The organism is Alteromonas antoniana (assembly GCF_019249295.1).
Taxonomy (GTDB): Bacteria; Pseudomonadota; Gammaproteobacteria; order Enterobacterales; family Alteromonadaceae; genus Alteromonas; species Alteromonas antoniana.
Genome location: NZ_JAESDH010000018.1, coordinates 12,109 through 30,425 on the forward strand (window position 1 = coordinate 12,109; position 18,317 = coordinate 30,425).

Below are 18,317 nucleotides of genomic sequence, written 5' to 3' on the forward strand. Positions count from 1 at the left end.
GTGGCTAAGCTCATCTACCTAAGCAGCATTGCCACCAGGACACTTCCACAGAGCTTGCCGCTACTTGAACGTTATGCAAAACACTCCGGGTAACTTCCAGCGACGTTGTGCTATGCGCAACACAAGTTCTCATGCGTATACAGCTAAACCGAGGGTTTTATAGTACAAAATCGAGCATAAAAAAAAGCCGGGAAAAGTCCCGGCTTCATCTTTATATCAGTAATTACTCAACCTGAAACATCGCTTCGGACATGTTCATCAGGTTATCTGAGCCTGACTGCATTGCCGAGACCAGTGACCGCGTGCGGGTAAGCAAACGATCAAAGTAAAACTGCGCGGTGTAAAGCTTAGCCTGATAATAATCTGTCTCAGTGCTGCCTTCATCCAGTTTTTGCTGCGCTACTACGGCCATTTGCAACCAGAAGTAACCTACTGTGACATAGCCTGAATACATCAGATAGTCCACTGACGCTGCGCCCAGCTCATCAGGATTTGTCGCCGCAGACTTGCCGATATCCTGAGTTATCTGTAGCCACTCGTCCAGATGCGAGGTCAGTGCATTGGTCCACACACTAAACTTCGTGTTTGAGCGTAAGCTGTCGCAATACTGACGTACTTCCTGGGCAAAGACATTAAGCAGCTCGCCTTTTGACCCCATGATCTTACGTGCCAGCAGGTCGATAGCCTGAATACCGGTTGTGCCTTCATACATGGTACAAATACGGGTGTCGCGTGCCAATTGCTCCATTCCCCATTCGGAAATGTAACCGTGCCCGCCATATACCTGCATACCATAACTGGTCGTTTCCTGCGCGGTTTCTGTCAAAAATGCTTTCACGATAGGTGTCAGCAGCGCGAGCTTCGCTTCAGCCAGCTGTTTGGCAGTATCATCGCTGCCATACAGAGTTTCATCGACAAGCTTCATGCAGTAACACGCCATCGCACGATTACCTTCGGCAAACGCCTTCTGCGTTAACAGCATACGTCTTACATCCGGATGCACGATGATCGGATCCGCAGGCGCATCAGGATTTTTTCGTCCCGTCAGTGAGCGAAATTGCAGACGATCCTTCGCATAACGCAATGCGCCCTGGAACGCGGCTTCTGAAGCCGCAAGTCCTTCAAGACCGGTACCTATACGCGCCATATTCATAAAGGTAAACATGCACGCCAGTCCGCGGTTCTCTTCACCAATCAGATAGCCTTTCGCGCCATCAAAATTAATGACACAGGTGGCACTCGCCTTAATACCCATTTTATGTTCGATGCTACCGCAAGACACAGCGTTGCGATCTTCAATCTCACCGTCTTCTGATACGTTAAACTTCGGAACAACAAACAATGAAATTCCTTTCGTGCCCTCAGGCGCGTCAGGTGTTCTGGCAATAACGATATGAACAATGTTGTCTGACATATCGTGTTCGCCGGCAGAAATGAAAATTTTCGTTCCTGTCAGACGATAGCTGCCATCTTCCGCTGGCTCTGCGCGGCATTTCAACATGCCCAGGTCAGAGCCACAGTGCGCTTCGGTCAGACACATGGTGCCCGTCCAGCTTCCTTCAATCAGTTTCGGCAAAAAGCGCTGCTTTTGCTCGTCACTGCCGTGTGCTTTCAGCGTTTTTATACACCCCTGACTTAAGCCCGGATACATCGCCCAGGAGTGGTTAGCGCCAGAGAACCATTCTGCCAGTGTTGTTCCCAGCGAATAAGGAAGCGCCTGACCACCAAACTCTTCAGGATGTGCCAGACCAGGCCAACCGCCTTCAACATACTGCTTGTAAGCCTCTTTAAAACCAGACGGTGTGGTTACTACACCGTCATCAAACTTACAGCCTTCTTTGTCGCCGCTGGCGTTGATTGGGGCCAGGCTGTTTTCAGCAAACTTAGCCGCTTCTGAAAAAATCGCTGACACTAAATCTTCAGACACATCGTCAAAGCCGAGTTTGGCGTAATGAGACTGATAGTCGAAGAGTTCTTGAGTGACGAACATCGCGTCACGCACCGGAGCTTTATAATCTTGCATAGTGAATACCTATAGGACTTCAAACAGACCGGCCGCGCCCATACCGCCGCCGATACACATGGTGCAGACAACAAACTTTGCACCACGACGTTTACCTTCAATCAGTGCATGTCCAACCATTCTCGCCCCACTCATTCCGTAGGGGTGACCGATGGAAATAGCACCACCATTTACATTCATTAATTCGTTAGGAATACCGAGCTTATCGCGGCAGTAAAGTACCTGCACAGCAAAAGCTTCGTTAAGTTCCCACAACCCGATATCTTCCATTTTCAGGCCGTGCTGCTTCAGTAATTTTGGGATCGCAAAAACAGGACCGATCCCCATCTCATCAGGCTCACAGCCAGCAACCGCGATACCGCGATATAATCCCAGTGGCGTCGCGTTAGAGCCTGCTGCGGTATGGTCGTCCATAATCACGCAAGCACTCGCGCCATCAGACAACTGACTGGCGTTACCGGCAGTAATACACCCGCCCTCTATCACAGGGTTCAGTGAGTTGAGTCCTTCCAGAGTCGTTTCCGGACGATTACCTTCATCTTTCGATAACGTCACTTCCTGCTCGCTGGTTTCACCGGTTTCTTTATTCACTATCACCTTATTGGTGGTGATAGGCACAATTTCATCGTCAAACAAGCCGGCTTCCTGCGCCGCAGCGGTACGCATCTGGCTTTGATAGCCATATTCGTCCTGTACATCGCGGCTGATGTTATAACGCTTTGCTACCACTTCGGCGGTTTGCAGCATTGGCATATAGACATCTTTGTGTTTGGCAATTAATGCCGGATCGGCAGCACGGAACGTGTTCATGTTTTTATTCTGCACCAGCGAAATAGAATCCAGGCCGCCCGCTACCATGACATCCGCTTCTCCACAGCGCACGTGCTTCGCGGCTGTTGCAATTGCATACATACCGGAACTGCACTGGCGGTCCAGGGTCATACCACCTACGGACACCGGCAGATCGCCAGCCAGCGCAGCCAGTCGACCAATATTCATTCCGCCACTGCCCTGCGTTAGCGCGCAGCCCATGATGACGTCATCAACTTTTGCAGGATCGACTCCCGCTCGGGCCACTGCGTTACGAATGGCATGTCCGCCTAGCGACGGTGCAGGCAGGTTGTTAAGCGCGCCTTTATAAGCACGCCCAATTGGAGATCTTGCTGTACTAACAATAATTGCATCACGCATCAGGCTTATCCTTTTTTCTGTAGGTCGGCAAACTTGCCGTCTTTGTCGGCCAATTCAGTTACAAGCTCGCTGGGCTGTAGCCAGGTTTTTCCGTATTCGCCCAGTTTGTCACGGTATTCACAGAGTTTGTCGTGCAGCGTTTTTACGCCCAGTTCGTCGGCAAACTTCATAGGGCCACCGCGGTATACCGGGAAGCCGTAGCCGTACACGTAAATCACATCGATATCACTTGGCTTGGCGGCTATGCCTTCCTCAAGAATACGCGAGCCTTCATTAATCAGCGTATACATGCAGCGCACCAGAATTTCTTCATCTGAAATGTCATCGCGCTGCGTGACGCCCAGACGCTGTGCCTCTTCTGCGGCAATTTTCAGTACTTCCGGATCAGGAACCGGTTTGCGGCTGCCCTCTTCGTAAAGATAAACACCTTTGCCACATTTCAGGCCAACGCGGCCCTGCTCTACCAGACGGTTGGCAACCGCACCATAGGTAGGATCGTGCGCTATATGTTCTGCGCGCGACTGGCGCACATAGTAGCCGATGTCGAGCCCCGCCATGTCACCCATAGTGAACGGCCCCATTGGCATACCGAAATCCGTCATCACTTTATCAACCTGCTCAGGTGACGCGCCTTCCAGCAGCAGCCGGTTAGCCTCACGGCCGTAAGGTTCGATCATACGGTTACCCACAAAGCCGAAACATACGCCAACCAGCACAGCAACTTTGCGGATACGCTTGGCCATTTTCATGCAGGATTTAATGACATCCGGAGCGGTATCATCGGTTTTCACCACTTCCAGCAACTTCATCACATTGGCAGGCGAGAAGAAGTGCAGGCCGATGACGTCACTGGGTCGTGACGTTGCTGTGGCAATCTCATTGATATCAAGCGTGGAGGTGTTCGACGCCAGGATCGCCCCCGGTTTACAGACTTCGTCCAATGCCTGAAAAACGGTTTTCTTCACTTCCATTTTTTCAAACACGGCCTCAATAACCAGATCAGCATCAGCCAGATCAGAATAAGACGTAGTGCCGGTTAGCAGCGCCATACGATCTTCCACATCCTGCGCACTCAGCTTGCCTTTTTTCGCCGAGTTCTCGTAGTTGCGTCGAATAAGCGCCAGCCCTTTTTCCAGTGCTTCTGCTTTCAGCTCGAGCATAGTGACAGGAATGCCGGCGTTGGCGAAATTCATGGCGATACCGCCGCCCATGGTGCCTGCACCAATCACCGCTACCTTGTTGATGTCGCGCTCAGGCGTAGATTTATCAAAATCTGTTACGTGTCCCGCAGCGCGCTCAGCGAAGAAAAAGTGCTGCTGTGCCCGCGCCTGAGGGGTGTTCATGCATTGCATAAACAATTCGCGTTCTGTTTGCAGACCTTGTTCGAAAGGCTGAGTGTAAGCGGCATATACACAGTCGATACACTTTTCAGGAGCAAAGAACCCTTTTGCTGTTTTGGCTACCTGTGCACGGGTTTGTTCAAATACCGTTTTTGTTTGGTCATCCAGCTCAATCTGAATGTCACTGGTACGTTTGATGCCATTTTCAGGCGTCAGCGACAACAGGTAGTCAGCGACGTCAGCCGGCAATGTCTCTGGTGAATCTGAAATAACATCAAACACGCCCTTAAGCGACGTGACCGGTTGTGGCTTACCGCTGACGATCATACCCAGCGCCGTAGCGGCATCGGTAAGTCGTGGCAGGCGCTGCGTGCCGCCAGCACCAGGCAGAATACCGAGATTAACTTCAGGCAGGCCAACTTTATTGCCTTTTACCGTAATCCGGTGATGACAGGATAGTGCCACTTCAAGGCCACCGCCAAAGGCAGGTCCTGGAAGCACGGCAACTACAGGTTTGCTTGCCTGTTCGATGGTATCGAGAACTTCAGGTAATGCTGGTGCAAGGTTACCCCCTTTAAATTCACTGATATCCGCACCGCCTGAGAAAAGCGGCAGCGCAGAAGTGATAACAATAGCTTTTACGCTGTCATCACTTAATGCCTGTTGCACACCATCCTGAAGCCCGACTCTTACAGCCTGAGACAGCGCATTGACCGGACCGCTTTTCATCGTAATAGTGGCGACATTGTCGCTAACCTGATAATCCACTACGGCGTTATCTGAACCTGTCATATCTTTATCCTTTCATTGCGATATGACCGGATGTTAGGTCAGCCTCTTCAATCATCCAAGTTTATTGGTCTTATAGTAAGTTATCAGAATTTTGAATACTTAGGGCTATGACGCAACCTGGCTAAGATCACAGCACTATCCATATAACACGGATGCTACAGGCAAATTGACAGAATTGTGCGGTTCTGTTTTGTTATTTCTAAAGACAATTTGTTTACAAAATAATTACAATCCACTGCGACCAATACCAAGAACTGGCAGCAGTACATGTTTTCACCAAAATCCGTAGCTGGATGCCAGTGCATAAACGTAGGAATTTTACACGCATCCCTGCGCGTTGATTACAACCATCAACTGGGTGAGCTTGCTGAGCCCAAAGACAACAATAAGGAATATAATATGGATCCGCTTCTCGACTTTACCGGCAAGACAGCGCTCATAACGGGCGCTGCCAGCGGCTTTGGCAAGTTATTAAGTGAAGGCCTCGCGACCCGCGGCTGTAGGCTTGTGCTCAGTGACATCGACGCTTCCGGACTACAAGCCACTGCCGAAGCATTGCAACAAGTTACAGACGTTCGTACTCTCGCAGGCGATGTGAGTGATGAAGACCACAATGCGGCACTGGTCAATCTGGCTACGGACAGTTTCGGACATCTGGATATTGCCGTGAATAATGCTGGCATTGCCCATACCCCCGGTCCACTGCATGAAATGACGGAAGCGATTATTGATCGTCAGATGGCGGTGAACCTTAAAGGTGTGATGTTCGGCATGAAATACCAACTGAAGGCTATGCTGGCTAAAGGTGAGGGTCACATACTCAATGTGAGTTCACTGGCAGGTCTGGGGGGCGCACCAAAGGGCGGCGCGTACGCAGCCGCGAAGCATGCTGTAGCCGGCGTTACGCGCACAGGAGCCATTGAATATGGCAGGCGCAATATCAGAGTCAACGCCATTTGTCCGTTCTACAGCCCCACTAACATTCTGAATGTGGATGGATACAATACGCAGGAAGCACGCACGCAACTGGCAGCGGGCTGCCCAATGAAACGCCTGGGTGAACCCCAGGAAATTGTTAATACCATGCTACTTATCCTGTCACCGCTAAACAGTTACATGAACGGGCAAACGATTGCTGTGGATGGCGGCGTTACCGCATGGTGACATCCCTTTGTTTTTAAAGGAAAAAGACAAATTAAGGTATTTTTTATCATACGCTTGTATACCCCCTTAGCTTTCACTATGACCAATACGGGCGTTTAATAGCTTTGAACAAACAAGCAAACCGACTGACGAAGCGGCAGCTGCCGCTTCTGATGTTCTCAAGGGTTCAGAACAATGATAAAAAAAGCCATTTTAACATTACTACTTCCCCTTTCGATGGTAACGCTGGCTCATGCTAATGAAGCTGGAGTCGCTTGTAATGACACATCGGTATCCTCAGACGTAGTCAAAAAAGAACGCTCTAATGAAGTCGTACCCGGTATGTTAAAAGCATCTCACACCGGTTGCGCTGATGTCGAACCTGAAAATTCCAGACCGGAGCTGACTGATTCTCACGACGCTTTGCTCAACCCCCGGTTACCAGGCACTTTACTGGCAACCCGTTAACCTTTTCACACCATTTCAACATGGTAGGCAGAGTGCGCTCTGCAACTTCGGACGGCTCCCTCGTGGAGCCGTTTTTTATGCGTTAGCAAAACATCTTGAGTTACGCTTTTTTGGTTCATGCCACCAGCACACGGCAAAAGTATAGAGGATAGGAAGTTTAAGGCTTTCAGGCTTTCAGAACGATAGATTACATCGGTCCAGCCACGATCCAAAGTTACAGGGGCTCGACAGCAGCCGCACAGGTATTTTTGAGAAGACAGAAAGCACTGTGATGCACTCTTGAGAAACAAAACGAGCCTGCAGATGCATTCTCAGTCGTTAGCAACATGTTTTCTGATGAAATAACGGAAGTATCACAGCGCGCTATGACTGACTGAGAAAAGACAGCCACAGCGACGTTGTCTGGCTATCCGGCGCTACTGGTTTGCCAGTAACACCATTTTCCCTTTCACTTCCCGGTTCATGACTTTATTCATCGCTTTAGACGCTTCGTGAAGTGGCAAGGCTTCATCAACCACCACTTTTACCTTACCCTGAACATACCAGCCTAACAGCTCTTTCATATTAGCGGCAAAACCAGCGGGATCGTGTTTAGTAAACGAGCCCCAGAACACGCCTACTACGGAGTAGCCTTTCACCAGTGCAAGATTTACCGGAAACTTAGGAATATCACCGCCGGCAAAACCGATAACCAGTAACCGACCTTCCCAGGCCATACTGCGGGAACAGGCATGGAATGTATCACCACCCACACACTCGTAGACCACGTCAGCGCCCTTGCCTCCGGTTTCTTCTTTAATGGCTTCTTTAAGATCGCGCTCTTTGTAATTAATCAGGATGTCCGCGCCATTGGCTTTAGCAAGCTCCAGCTTTTCCTGGGTCGAGCAAACAGCAATCACCGTGGCTCCCATTTGCTTACCAATCTGAACTGCGGCCAGTCCGGTACCGCCAGCGGCCCCGGTTACAACCAGCGTTTCACCTGCTTTAAGCTGCGCTCGCTGCTTTAACGCATGGTGCGCCGTGGCGTGCGCAGTCACCAGTGCGGCGCCCTCTTCGGCTGGTATCTCATCTGGCAACGGCATGGCGTGGGTAGCAGGCACACATACTTTTTCAGCATAACCTCCAAGACTGGTTAACGCGATGACGCGCTGCCCGGCTTTGAGGTGCTCAACGCCCTCTCCAACTTCACTTATCACGCCAGCAATTTCATTACCCGGAATGAAAGGAAAATCCGGCTGCATCTGATAAAGCCCCTGCACTAACAGACCGTCCGGAAAGTTTACGCCAGCAGCCTGCACATCCACTACCACCTGTCCTTTTCCGGCTACCGGGGCGTCTACATCACCGTACTCTAAGGTATCTACCGGGCCAAATTCGTTACAAATAATCGCTTTCATTATGCTCCCTTACTGTTGTTCTTCATGAATGAGAGACGTGGCCAGTTGCGCCAGCGGTCTCACCATTTTCCCCAGCTGCATCGCTTTGTCGCTGGAGGCGTTCCCATCATGAGCGCGTTTGACTACGCCCTGTAAAATGGCTGCCAGCCGAAAGAAGCTAAATGCCAGATAAAATGTCCAGTTGTGGATTTTGCCGATGCCTCGACGCTCACAATACTCCTGTACGTACTCCTGCTCTGAAGGAATACCAAGCGCGTCGCGGTCCAGACCGCCAAGCCCGGCCGCATGAGCCAGCTTGGATGGCAATCGCAACTGCATACACTGATACGCCAAATCGGCATAGGGGTGACCAAGCGTTGACAGCTCCCAATCCAGTACCGCTTTTACCCGGGCACTGCCATCAGACGGGTTATCAAAGATCATATTGTCGAGCCTGAAGTCACCGTGAACCAGTGAAACCTGACCATCGTCTTCAGGTTGATTCTCCTCCAGATACGTAATCAAGGTTTCAATTTCTTCAATATGTTCAAGCTCTGAGGCGCGGTATTGCTGCGTCCAGCGAGACAACTGGCGGGCAAAATAGTTACCCGGCTTGCCATAATCACTCAGACCTGCAGCGTCAATATCCACACTGTGCAGCGCCGCCAGTACCCGATTCATTTCATGGTACATCGCGCGTCGGGTATCGTTGCTGTCTATTTCCGGCAATGCACTGTTCCAGTATATATTGCCCTTCACGTAAGCCATCACGTAGAACATACTGCCGATAACATCAGGATCTTCACAGAGGTGATACACCTTGGGTACCGGCACATCAGAATCGGCCAGAGCACGAATAACCCGAAACTCACGATCTACTGCATGAGCCGACTTAAGCAATTTACCCGGGGGCTGCCTGCGAAGTACAAACTGCCCTGCCTCACTGGTAAGTAAGAAAGTAGGGTTAGACTGACCACCGCTGAATTTTTCTGTTTCCGTGATCACTCCCACCTGCGGACAATGTTCCGACAGATACGCGTTTAACGTGGCGAGATCAAAATCGTGCTGCGACACTGTTAGCTCCCTTTTCTGCTCTTCGCGACGGTATCTGCCACCAGGTTTTTACCCAGTTGCATCATATGCACCTGATCCGGACCGTCTGCCAGTCTCACCGTGCGGGCATAAGCCAGCATGGCAGATAACGTAAAGTCCTGACTGGTTCCGGCTGCCCCATGCATCTGAATAGATTCATCAATCACGCGACACGCCATGCTTGGTGCAACAATTTTAATCGCCGCAATCAGGTCGCGGGAGACTTTGTTACCGTAGCGGTCCATTTTGTCAGCCGCTTTCAGGGTTAACAGGCGAGCCTGCTCAACGTCGCAATACATCTTAGCAATGCTCTCGCGTACTGACTGTTGTTTGGCAAGAGGTCGACCAAACGCAATACGAGACTCTACCCTTTCACAGGCCAAATCCAGCGCTCGCTGCGCACAACCAATTAATCGCATACAATGGTGAATACGGCCTGGCCCCAAACGCCCCTGCGCAATCTCAAAGCCTTTGCCTTCGCCCACCAGCAAGTTTTCTGCAGGAACACGGACATCTTCAAACAGCACTTCCGCATGCCCTACCGGCTCATCGTAATACCCCATCGCTGACATGGGACGCACCACGGTGACACCTTTGGTATCCATGGGAACCAGGATCTGACTTTGTTGCTGATGTTTTGGCGCATCAAAATCCGTTTTCCCCATGACTACCATAATTTTGCAGTTTTCATTCATGGCACCGCTGGTGTACCACTTCCTGCCGTTAATCACATACTCATCGCCATCGCGTTTTATCGACGTTTCGATATTGGTTGCGTCACTGGAGGCAACGTCAGGCTCCGTCATGGCGAACGCGGAACGGATTTCCCCCTCCAGCAGTGGAATCAACCAGCGTTCTTTATGCGCTTCACTGCCGTATTTCGCGAGTACTTCCATATTGCCGGTGTCGGGTGCTGAACAATTGAACGCCTCAGCACTGAAAGGCACACGTCCCATAATTTCGCATAAAGGCGCGTACTCCAGGTTGGTTAGTCCTGCGCCATAAGGCTTGTATTCTTCCGGTAAAAACAGGTTCCATAACCCGGCAGCCCTGGCTTTTTCTTTCAGCGAGGTCATCAGCGCCGGGGTTTGCCAGCGGTTTTGCGCATTCTCTACAGTTTCTATGTACTCCATTTCAATGGGGTACACTTCTTTTTCCATAAACGCGTTGAGCTTTTCTATCAGCGCTTTGGTTTTATCGTTATATTCAAAATTCATAAAGACTCCAGTGGTTAACTGTAAGTAATCGCATGCTGTCTGTCGGCATGATCGAGATGGGGAATGTTATTAAAACTTCCTAAGTGAACACCCCGTGGATTCGCAAAGCATTGTGAAAAGCTTGCGTTTTTTATCTGCAAATTCATTTTAATGACGGTTTCTGCGTCGTAACCCAGAATATGGCGAAGCATCATCGCAATAGCCCCCCCTGAGGTGACCACCAGTACCCGTTTTGCCTCACTACTTACCAATTGATTCAGAACGGCTTTCACCCGGCCTTCAAACTCTTCCCAGCTTTCATTCACAAGCGCGCTGTCCAGCTCCCCGGCTGACCACGAGAGCATCGCTTTTTTCAGCAACCGGTAGTATTCAGCGGGTTTGGCACCAGGCGCGACTTTATCCTGAGGGTGATTGACCAGATGCGCAGCGGCTACCGATTGAAAGTCGAACTCATTCAACCCGTCAGCAACAGTAAACCCGGGCGTATACCCCATTCCCTCACAAATTCCATCGCCGGTTTCATGATGGCGACGCAAATCTCCCTTTATCATGCCGTCAAAATGAATATCCCTGGCCCGGAAATATTCTCCCAGCCACTTGGACTGCTGAAACCCCAGCTCACTGAGCTTGTCATAATCAGCCTTTCCGAAAGAGGCTTGTCCATGTCTAACAAGGTAAAACTCAGCCATACACGCTTCCGTTGTTACATTAATGTTAAGCATGGTAGTGAATCCCGCATCATAAGTTTAATTGATAATATTAATAGGTATTAATCAGAGTAACTCATGATTAAAGAAGTAAGGTGCACGCGGTTTCACCTTCATTTTTCAATGTGAACTGTTACATTTTACAGGTGAATTCATTGAAAAATTCATGCAGACTACCTGCTATCAAGACGCATAACGCTTTTGCCTGAGCGTAAATGAAAACAATAAAAAGAAATATCATTATGGAAAAGTCACTGTTTAATAACAGGTTTTCGCCATCTTTACTGGGCCTTGCCGTCGCGCTTGCGTGCAGCACAGCGACCGCGCAACCGCAAACAGAAGGGCTCGAACATATCGAAGTCAATGCGCAAAAGCGCACGCAGAGTTTGCAGGAAGTTCCTGTTGCGGTAACTGCACTTTCTGGTGAGGATCTGGCCGACACCGTCTCCCGGGACCTGTTCGATATCCAGCAATACGTTCCCGCATTTGCCGCGTTTCAAAGTCAAAGTGCCACAAACTCAAGTTTTTCAATTCGCGGGATTGGTACGTCGTCGCAAAATTTTGGATTTGAGTCATCGGTCGGCCTTTACGTTGACGGCGTATATCGCTCAAGACAAAACGCCGTTATTAACGATATGGTCGATATCGATGCGGTTGAAGTGCTGCGGGGGCCGCAAGGTACATTGTTCGGAAAAAACACGCCGGCCGGGGCTGTAGTCATTAACACCAATGCACCTGCTCACGATGCGGCAAATGGTTTTGCCAGCGCCACTGCTGGTACCGACAGTTTATTGCGGTTTGCTGCAGGTAGCTCATTCACTGCAATCGAAGACACACTCTCTTTTCGCGTTACAGGCTTCAGCACGCAGCGAGATGGCTGGATTAATGATATTGGCAGCGATACCACACTCAATAACCGGGACCGTTCTGGCGCCCGACTACAGGCGCTGTATACTCCCAGCGACAAATTGTCACTCCGGGTTATAGCCGATTACGCCGAACTCGACGAACGCTGTTGCGGTGCTCTGACATGGCAGGACAATCAACAGGCAAATGAGATCCCCGGTAAATTCGGTACGGATGCGCTGCTGATGATGCCGCCGTTTTCTGCGACTCTGTACACCCGTGATAATTTTTACGACTACGAAACGGCACTGTCAGTGCCACCGCGCTCAACAATGACCGACCGGGGCATTTCGGCGCAACTCGATTATGTCTTAAGTGACAGTCTGTCTCTGGTCAGTATTAGTGCATGGCGCGGTTTCGATTCCCTGGATATCGTAGACACCGACTTTACCAACGCAGATTTACTAATGACCAGTAATGATGCCCGGCAACAGTCTTTCTCGCAGGAAGTCAGGCTGCACGTTGATAAAGCGCGTGTCAGCGGCCTGATTGGTGCCTACTACTTTACCCAGAATCTGGATTTAGATTTTGCTATTACTACACAGGATCAGTTTCCGTTTTTCTTTGCCGCCAGCGCGGCAGAACTTGCGCCTCTGATCGATGGCATCAACGCCGTGAGCGCTGTCACGCAGGGTGTTATCCCACCTGCCGCGCCAGCCGCACCGGGTAACACCGCTTTTGCACACAGTGCCGATCAGCAACAGGATAGCATTGCCTTATTCGCACAGGCTGACTGGATGCTGACAGACTCGCTGACGCTGACAACCGGTATACGTTATACGCATGAAGATAAAACCCTGAGCGGACAGTACACTGAAGATGGTCCGGGGATTAACGGTTTACCGACAGCCCCTGACGCTATTCCCAATCCGTTGGCTGCGGGCATGGCGCTGCAAAACATCGGGGCGGCACTGGCATCCGGCATGTTTCCGGGCCAGAGCGATTTGGCGGCTATTGCGCCATTTCAACAGCCCGGTTGGGGCTATTTCTTTTTGGGTACGGCTTCAGTTCTTCCCCGCCCTGATTTAAATAAGTCCATCAGTGATGCGCAATGGACCGGCAGCGTAAAACTGGCGTGGCAACTTCATGACGATCAGATGTGGTATCTGTCTGGTGCCACAGGCTATAAGGCTGGCGGACTCAATACTGACCGTATTGCCACTGGGTTCGACCCGGTGTTTGATGCCGAAACTGCAACCTCTGTTGAGATTGGTGTAAAACAGCAATGGGACCAGTATAACCTGCGCCTGAACGTCGCCGCGCATACAACGCAAATCCGTGATTTTCAGGCATCCACGTTTACCGGTACAGGATTTAATCTTCAGAATGCCGGTGATATCAATGTGAACGGCTTCGAAGTGGAAGTGACCTGGTTGCCTTTCGCCAATACCGAACTGTCGCTCAACATGGCCAGAACCCACGCTGAGTTTGATAAATTTGAACGCGGTACCTGCTGGACCAGCTATCCGTGGCATACGGGTATGGGCGACCCGGGGCGTCCTGCCGAGGGGGTTCCTTATTGTTCCAAAGCCGGTAATCGTGTTGGCTTTGAACCTGAACTAGCGGGGTCTGCAACACTTAGTCAGTATTTCGATATCGGTGCCTACCCCTCGCGACTAAGCGTGGATTACCAATATGTAGGCGACGTATTCCTTGATGATTCCAACGACCCTTATAAATATTCACCGTCTTACCAACTGGTGAACCTACGCTGGATGATCACACTCCCCGAATGGGAAACGGACATTACTTTATGGGGCAGAAACATACTGGACAAAGAGTATGCCGCCAGAAGTGGGTTTGATGTACCGGTGCAAACCGGCAAGATCATGGCGTATCCAGGCCAGCCAGCATCATGGGGCGTTACGGTACAGACGTATTTCTAATCACGTTGCAAAGATCGCTTTCTGACAAATAGCAGAGCGCAACACACACCGGGCAAGATGTGATCACCAACTTTTTCGCATCTTCCCTGGTATTCTTTGCGCTCGATCAACTCCTGCAAAATCCTGTCGCGATACCCTTACCACGTCTTTGACTACCATGTTGCCCACGCTATGCACGACTTATTCGATCCGGCGCTATTAAGAAAATACAATATTAATGGTCCCCGCTACACATCCTATCCGACCGCGCTTGAGTTTACCGATATCTCTGATAACGCCATTCTGGATAAGGCCGCACAGCAATCAGGCAGTAACGAAATATCACTGTATGTGCATATCCCTTTTTGTCATTCACTGTGTTACTACTGTGGTTGTAATAAAATCGTCACCCGGCATCAGGACAAGGCAGACCGCTACCTGGATTATCTGGAGAAGGAACTGGAACTGCGGGCTGATATTCTTAAGCACCGTACGCTGGTTCAGTTGCACTTAGGAGGTGGTTCGCCAAGCTTTCTCACCGAAGTGCAACACACTCGGTTGCGCGACATGATTAACCGTGTCATTGCGATTGCGCCTGACTGCGAAATGAGTATCGAGATTGACCCGCGCCGCACTTCAACTGCTTACCTGACTCATCTTGGCGCGTTGGGCTATAACCGTCTCAGCGTTGGTGTGCAGGATATTGATTATCACGTGCAGGAAGCCATAAACCGGGTGCAGAGCACAGCACATATAGCCAGTCTTGTAGACCATGCCAAAACCGTTGGTTTTTCATCAATTAATCTGGATTTGATTTACGGCCTGCCTCATCAGACTACCGAAACGTTTGCTACCACACTGGCGGCGGTAAAAGCCATGTCAGCGGACCGGGTTTCCCTGTTTAGCTACGCGCATCTGCCCAGCCGGTTTGCTGCGCAGCGCAAAATTCACGATGACTGGCTACCTACAGCAGAAATGAAGACTGCGTTAATGAAGCTGGCGGTGAGCAGCCTCACGCAGGCAGGCTATATCATGATCGGCATGGACCACTTTGCGAAGCGGGGTGATGAACTCGCCGTTGCCCGGGCAAACGGCACCTTGCACCGTAACTTTCAGGGATACACGACCCGTAATGACCTGGACCTGCTGGGTGTCGGTGTCTCGTCTATCAGCGCCATTGGCAACACCTATGGTCAGAATCCAAAAACGCTGAACGATTACTATGCAGCACTGGACGGCAACAGACCCCTCACTGTTAGAGGGTATACGCTGACACAGGATGACATTATCCGCCGGGATCTTATCATGTCGCTGATGTGTAACTTGCAGGTGGACATATCGGCGTTCGAGAAAAAGCATGATATTGAGTTTGCGAGATATTTCGAGGACGAGATCCAGCATCTGATACCGTTTATCAACGATGAACTGCTGACGATTGATAACACCGGTATTCACATCGCCAGTCACGCCAGATTAGTCATCCGGGTTATCTGCATGACTTTCGATGCCTATCTGAAACAAACTCAGCACCTGAACCGGTATTCCAGAGTTATCTGATATACACAAGAATTCAGGCAAAGCGGGGGTTGACTTATCGCAGTTTAAACCTGGCTGTCACAGTCATGCCAATAGTCAGTCTGAGCCGCTCCACTGACAGTGTGCTGATTAACGCGTAAAGCGTGGTACTGCCGCGTTCAAGTGTGAGTAGTGCCTGACTTTCGTTTACCACTTCAAGCGCACAGATTTCGCATTCAAACGCATTTAAAATGCTGGATTGATGATGATGGGAAAGATCGATACTGACATCCTGCGCATCTACGGTGATTTTTCCGATCCCATTTTCTATTAATGGCTGACGACAATAAAGTCGCTGGCCTTCGCAATATATAACGTACAGTCCGGCGGACGCCCCCATATTGTCAGGCTGTGCCTGTGGGGTTTCTTTCAGGTTAGGTTTGTCCTGCCCAACTTGCTCTGGCGTGACTTTTTTATGCTCAGGCTTTTCTTGCGTGGTTTGTCCCTGCGTCACTTTCTCCTGTGTAACTTTCTCCTGTGTAACTTGCTCCTGCGCAATGTGCTCTTGTGAAATTTGCCCCTGTATCAGGGCAAACGGAACAGTATATAAAGGATCGGAGCCAGCCTGATGAAACAGCACTGTCTCTGGCGAGCCCGATGCCACAACGATCCCTTGCTGCATCACCGCAACCTCGTCACAAAGCAATGCCAGCGACTTCACATCATGAGATACCATAATCAGCACAATACCGTGCGTTTGGCAGTGCGCCTTTACAAAATACTGTACCTGCATTGCCAGGGCATTATCCATCGCACTGAACGCCTCATCGGTAAGTAACACATCCGGCGCATTTATCAACGCACGCGCCAGCGCTACGCGCTGACGTTCACCACCAGAGAGGCTTTGTACATCTCTGTCCAGCAAATGCCGGCATTCGCAACCATCGATGATGTTGTCGCGCGGTGGCGCTGACTGTGCGTACTGCTCAGCCAAGCCTAAGTTTTCTGATACAGTTAAGTGCGGGAACAGTAAGGCATCCTGAAATACCAGACCAATGCGACTGACCTCCCGACCCCAGTCAACCTTACAGACGTCCGCAGGGTGAAGGTTGGCTAACACTTTGAGTAAGGTGCTTTTGCCAGCGCCCGATGGGCCTGTTAGCCCCAAAATCCGGGTGTCAGCATGCGTGGTAAACGCGGTATTAATATGAAAGCCGGATGACACCGTTAACGCGACATTGATGTCCATGAGCCTCCGTCCTTTCGGTTTAACCGGTATAATCCGCTCAACAATACCAGTGAGAAAATCAGCAGTGCCGCAGCCAGGGTATGAGCATTGTTGTAGTCGAGTGCCTCCACATGGTCGTACAGGGCAATTGACAGCACCTGGGTTTCACCGGGGATATTTCCGCCAATCATCAACACCACGCCAAACTCCCCAATGGTGTGAGCAAAACTGAGACCGAAGGCCACCAGTATATGGGGTTTAATTAACGGCAATACGATATGTCGCCAGCGGGCAAATCGTGACATACCAAGGGTTTTCGCCACATCCACGTAGCGATTATCCAGTTGAATAAAGGCGGTGTATAAGGGCTGTACGGCAAATGGAAGTGAGTAAATTACCGAGCCAATCACCAGCGCACTGAAAGAGAACGCCAGCTGCGTGCCGGTGACCGATTGCCAAAGCTCGCCAGGCAGGCTTGAGGGCGAAAACGCCAGCAGTAAATAAAAACCTAATACCGTCGGCGGCAGCACCAGCGGTAGCGCAATTACAGACTGCACAATCGGCTTGGCTCGGCTTTGCCATTGCGACAGCCACCAGGCCAGTGGCAATGAAATCACCAGCAGGATCACGCTGGTGAGCAAGGCAAGTTTGAGTGTCAGACTGATAGCCAGCCAATCGTCAGGGGCTATCACTGCGTACTGTCATCCACAGGTTCATAGCCCCAGTCAGACAGGGTTGACTGCACGGCTGGACTGAGAACAAAATCAACAAACGCCCGCGCCGCAGACCGGTTTTCTTCACGGGCCGTGACGGCCAGCTGTTGTTCGATAGGACGATGCAGCTTTTTGGGGATCAGGAACACGTGAGCGTTGTCATTCACCACCAGCGACCAGGCGACCAGCGCTCTGTCTACATTCCCTGATGCATAATACTGATATGCCTGCAGCACGTTTTTTCCTTTCACCAGACGCGCAGAAAGTTGCGGCCACAGGGTTAATTGTTGCAGGGTATCCTGCGCCGCCTGCCCATAGGGAGCCAGACGGGGATTGGCGATTGCAATGCGCGTGCCCGGCGACAGCGCGTAAGTTTTCAGATCGTTAAGCGACGGCGATGTCTGCGAACGGTCCAGATAGGCAAGTCTGCCGAAGGCATAGGTGTGCACGTCTGATTGCTGCACTCTCCCCTTTTCCAGCAGCGCCTGAGGTCTGGCGCGGTCCGCCGAGAAAAACACATCAATGTCAGCGCCATGTTGTAACTGCGCAAACAATGTTCCGCTCGACGCCACAGTAATAGCACTTTTCACCGACGATTGTTGCTCGTACTGCGTAGCGATGGCGCGCAGTGGCTCAGCAAAATTCGCTGCCACGGCAAGTTTCAGCGATGGCTCACTCCACGCTGTCGGGCTGACAGCAACGATGGCGCTTACCAGCACTACCACAATCCATTTATGCATG

14 protein-coding genes are annotated in these 18,317 nt (G+C 50.7%); 4 read left to right on the forward strand and 10 right to left on the reverse strand.

The window, feature by feature from the left end:
- Nucleotides 1-223: 223 nt before the first annotated feature.
- Genes JKP77_RS14960 through JKP77_RS14970 form a run of 3 tightly spaced genes read right to left on the reverse strand, consistent with a single transcriptional unit; the run spans nt 224 to nt 5,346 of the window.
- Nucleotides 224-2,023 (reverse strand): acyl-CoA dehydrogenase C-terminal domain-containing protein, encoded by a 1,800-nt coding sequence (locus JKP77_RS14960; protein ID WP_218311966.1) that lies wholly within the window; start codon nt 2,021-2,023, stop codon nt 224-226.
- Between the two features lie 9 nt (nt 2,024-2,032).
- Nucleotides 2,033-3,214, reverse strand: a complete 1,182-nt coding sequence (locus JKP77_RS14965) for an acetyl-CoA C-acyltransferase (protein ID WP_218311967.1) — start codon at nt 3,212-3,214, stop codon at nt 2,033-2,035.
- A 5-nt stretch (nt 3,215-3,219) separates the two neighbouring features.
- Nucleotides 3,220-5,346: a 3-hydroxyacyl-CoA dehydrogenase NAD-binding domain-containing protein gene (locus tag JKP77_RS14970; protein WP_218311968.1), complete on the reverse strand. Its 2,127-nt coding sequence runs from the start codon at nt 5,344-5,346 to the stop codon at nt 3,220-3,222.
- Nucleotides 5,347-5,745: 399 nt separating this feature from the next.
- On the opposite strand from JKP77_RS14970, the gene JKP77_RS14975 reads away from it, so the two are divergent.
- Nucleotides 5,746-6,510 (forward strand): SDR family NAD(P)-dependent oxidoreductase, encoded by a 765-nt coding sequence (locus JKP77_RS14975; RefSeq protein WP_218312044.1) that lies wholly within the window; start codon nt 5,746-5,748, stop codon nt 6,508-6,510.
- Nucleotides 6,511-6,684: 174 nt separating this feature from the next.
- The gene (locus JKP77_RS14980) at nt 6,685-6,957 is read left to right on the forward strand and encodes a hypothetical protein (protein ID WP_218311969.1); all 273 of its coding nucleotides are present in this window, start codon (nt 6,685-6,687) and stop codon (nt 6,955-6,957) included.
- Between the two features lie 416 nt (nt 6,958-7,373).
- On the opposite strand, the gene JKP77_RS14985 is transcribed toward JKP77_RS14980, so the two are convergent.
- From JKP77_RS14985 to JKP77_RS15000, 4 genes are read right to left on the reverse strand one after another with little or no spacing between them, the layout of a single operon-like run.
- On the reverse strand, nt 7,374-8,354 hold the full coding sequence (locus JKP77_RS14985) for an NADPH:quinone oxidoreductase family protein (protein WP_218311970.1): 981 nt from the start codon (nt 8,352-8,354) through the stop codon (nt 7,374-7,376).
- Between the two features lie 9 nt (nt 8,355-8,363).
- Entirely contained in the window at nt 8,364-9,407 is a 1,044-nt protein-coding gene (locus tag JKP77_RS14990; protein WP_218311971.1) for a phosphotransferase family protein, read from the reverse strand.
- 2 nt (nt 9,408-9,409) lie between these two features.
- Nucleotides 9,410-10,642 (reverse strand): acyl-CoA dehydrogenase family protein, encoded by a 1,233-nt coding sequence (locus tag JKP77_RS14995; RefSeq protein WP_218311972.1) that lies wholly within the window; start codon nt 10,640-10,642, stop codon nt 9,410-9,412.
- A gap of 14 nt (nt 10,643-10,656) precedes the next feature.
- Entirely contained in the window at nt 10,657-11,331 is a 675-nt protein-coding gene (locus JKP77_RS15000; RefSeq protein WP_218311973.1) for a histidine phosphatase family protein, read from the reverse strand.
- 233 nt (nt 11,332-11,564) lie between these two features.
- On the opposite strand from JKP77_RS15000, the gene JKP77_RS15005 reads away from it, so the two are divergent.
- Nucleotides 11,565-14,141 (forward strand): TonB-dependent receptor, encoded by a 2,577-nt coding sequence (locus tag JKP77_RS15005; RefSeq protein WP_246601228.1) that lies wholly within the window; start codon nt 11,565-11,567, stop codon nt 14,139-14,141.
- A gap of 171 nt (nt 14,142-14,312) precedes the next feature.
- A complete protein-coding gene (gene hemN / locus JKP77_RS15010) occupies nt 14,313-15,677 on the forward strand; it encodes an oxygen-independent coproporphyrinogen III oxidase (RefSeq protein ID WP_218311974.1) in 1,365 nt (454 codons plus the stop codon).
- A 34-nt stretch (nt 15,678-15,711) separates the two neighbouring features.
- Here hemN and JKP77_RS15015 read toward each other — a convergent pair whose 3' ends face one another.
- From JKP77_RS15015 to modA, 3 genes are read right to left on the reverse strand one after another with little or no spacing between them, the layout of a single operon-like run.
- Complete coding sequence (locus tag JKP77_RS15015) at nt 15,712-16,884, reverse strand: ATP-binding cassette domain-containing protein (protein ID WP_218311975.1); 1,173 nt, start codon at nt 16,882-16,884, stop codon at nt 15,712-15,714.
- On the reverse strand, nt 16,863-17,555 hold the full coding sequence (gene modB, locus JKP77_RS15020) for a molybdate ABC transporter permease subunit (protein ID WP_338024878.1): 693 nt from the start codon (nt 17,553-17,555) through the stop codon (nt 16,863-16,865). Before modB ends, JKP77_RS15015 begins: the two co-directional genes overlap by 22 nt.
- Entirely contained in the window at nt 17,552-18,316 is a 765-nt protein-coding gene (gene modA, locus JKP77_RS15025; protein ID WP_218311976.1) for a molybdate ABC transporter substrate-binding protein, read from the reverse strand. The genes modB and modA overlap by 4 nt, the downstream gene beginning before the upstream one ends.
- Nucleotide 18,317: the final 1 nt, after the last annotated feature.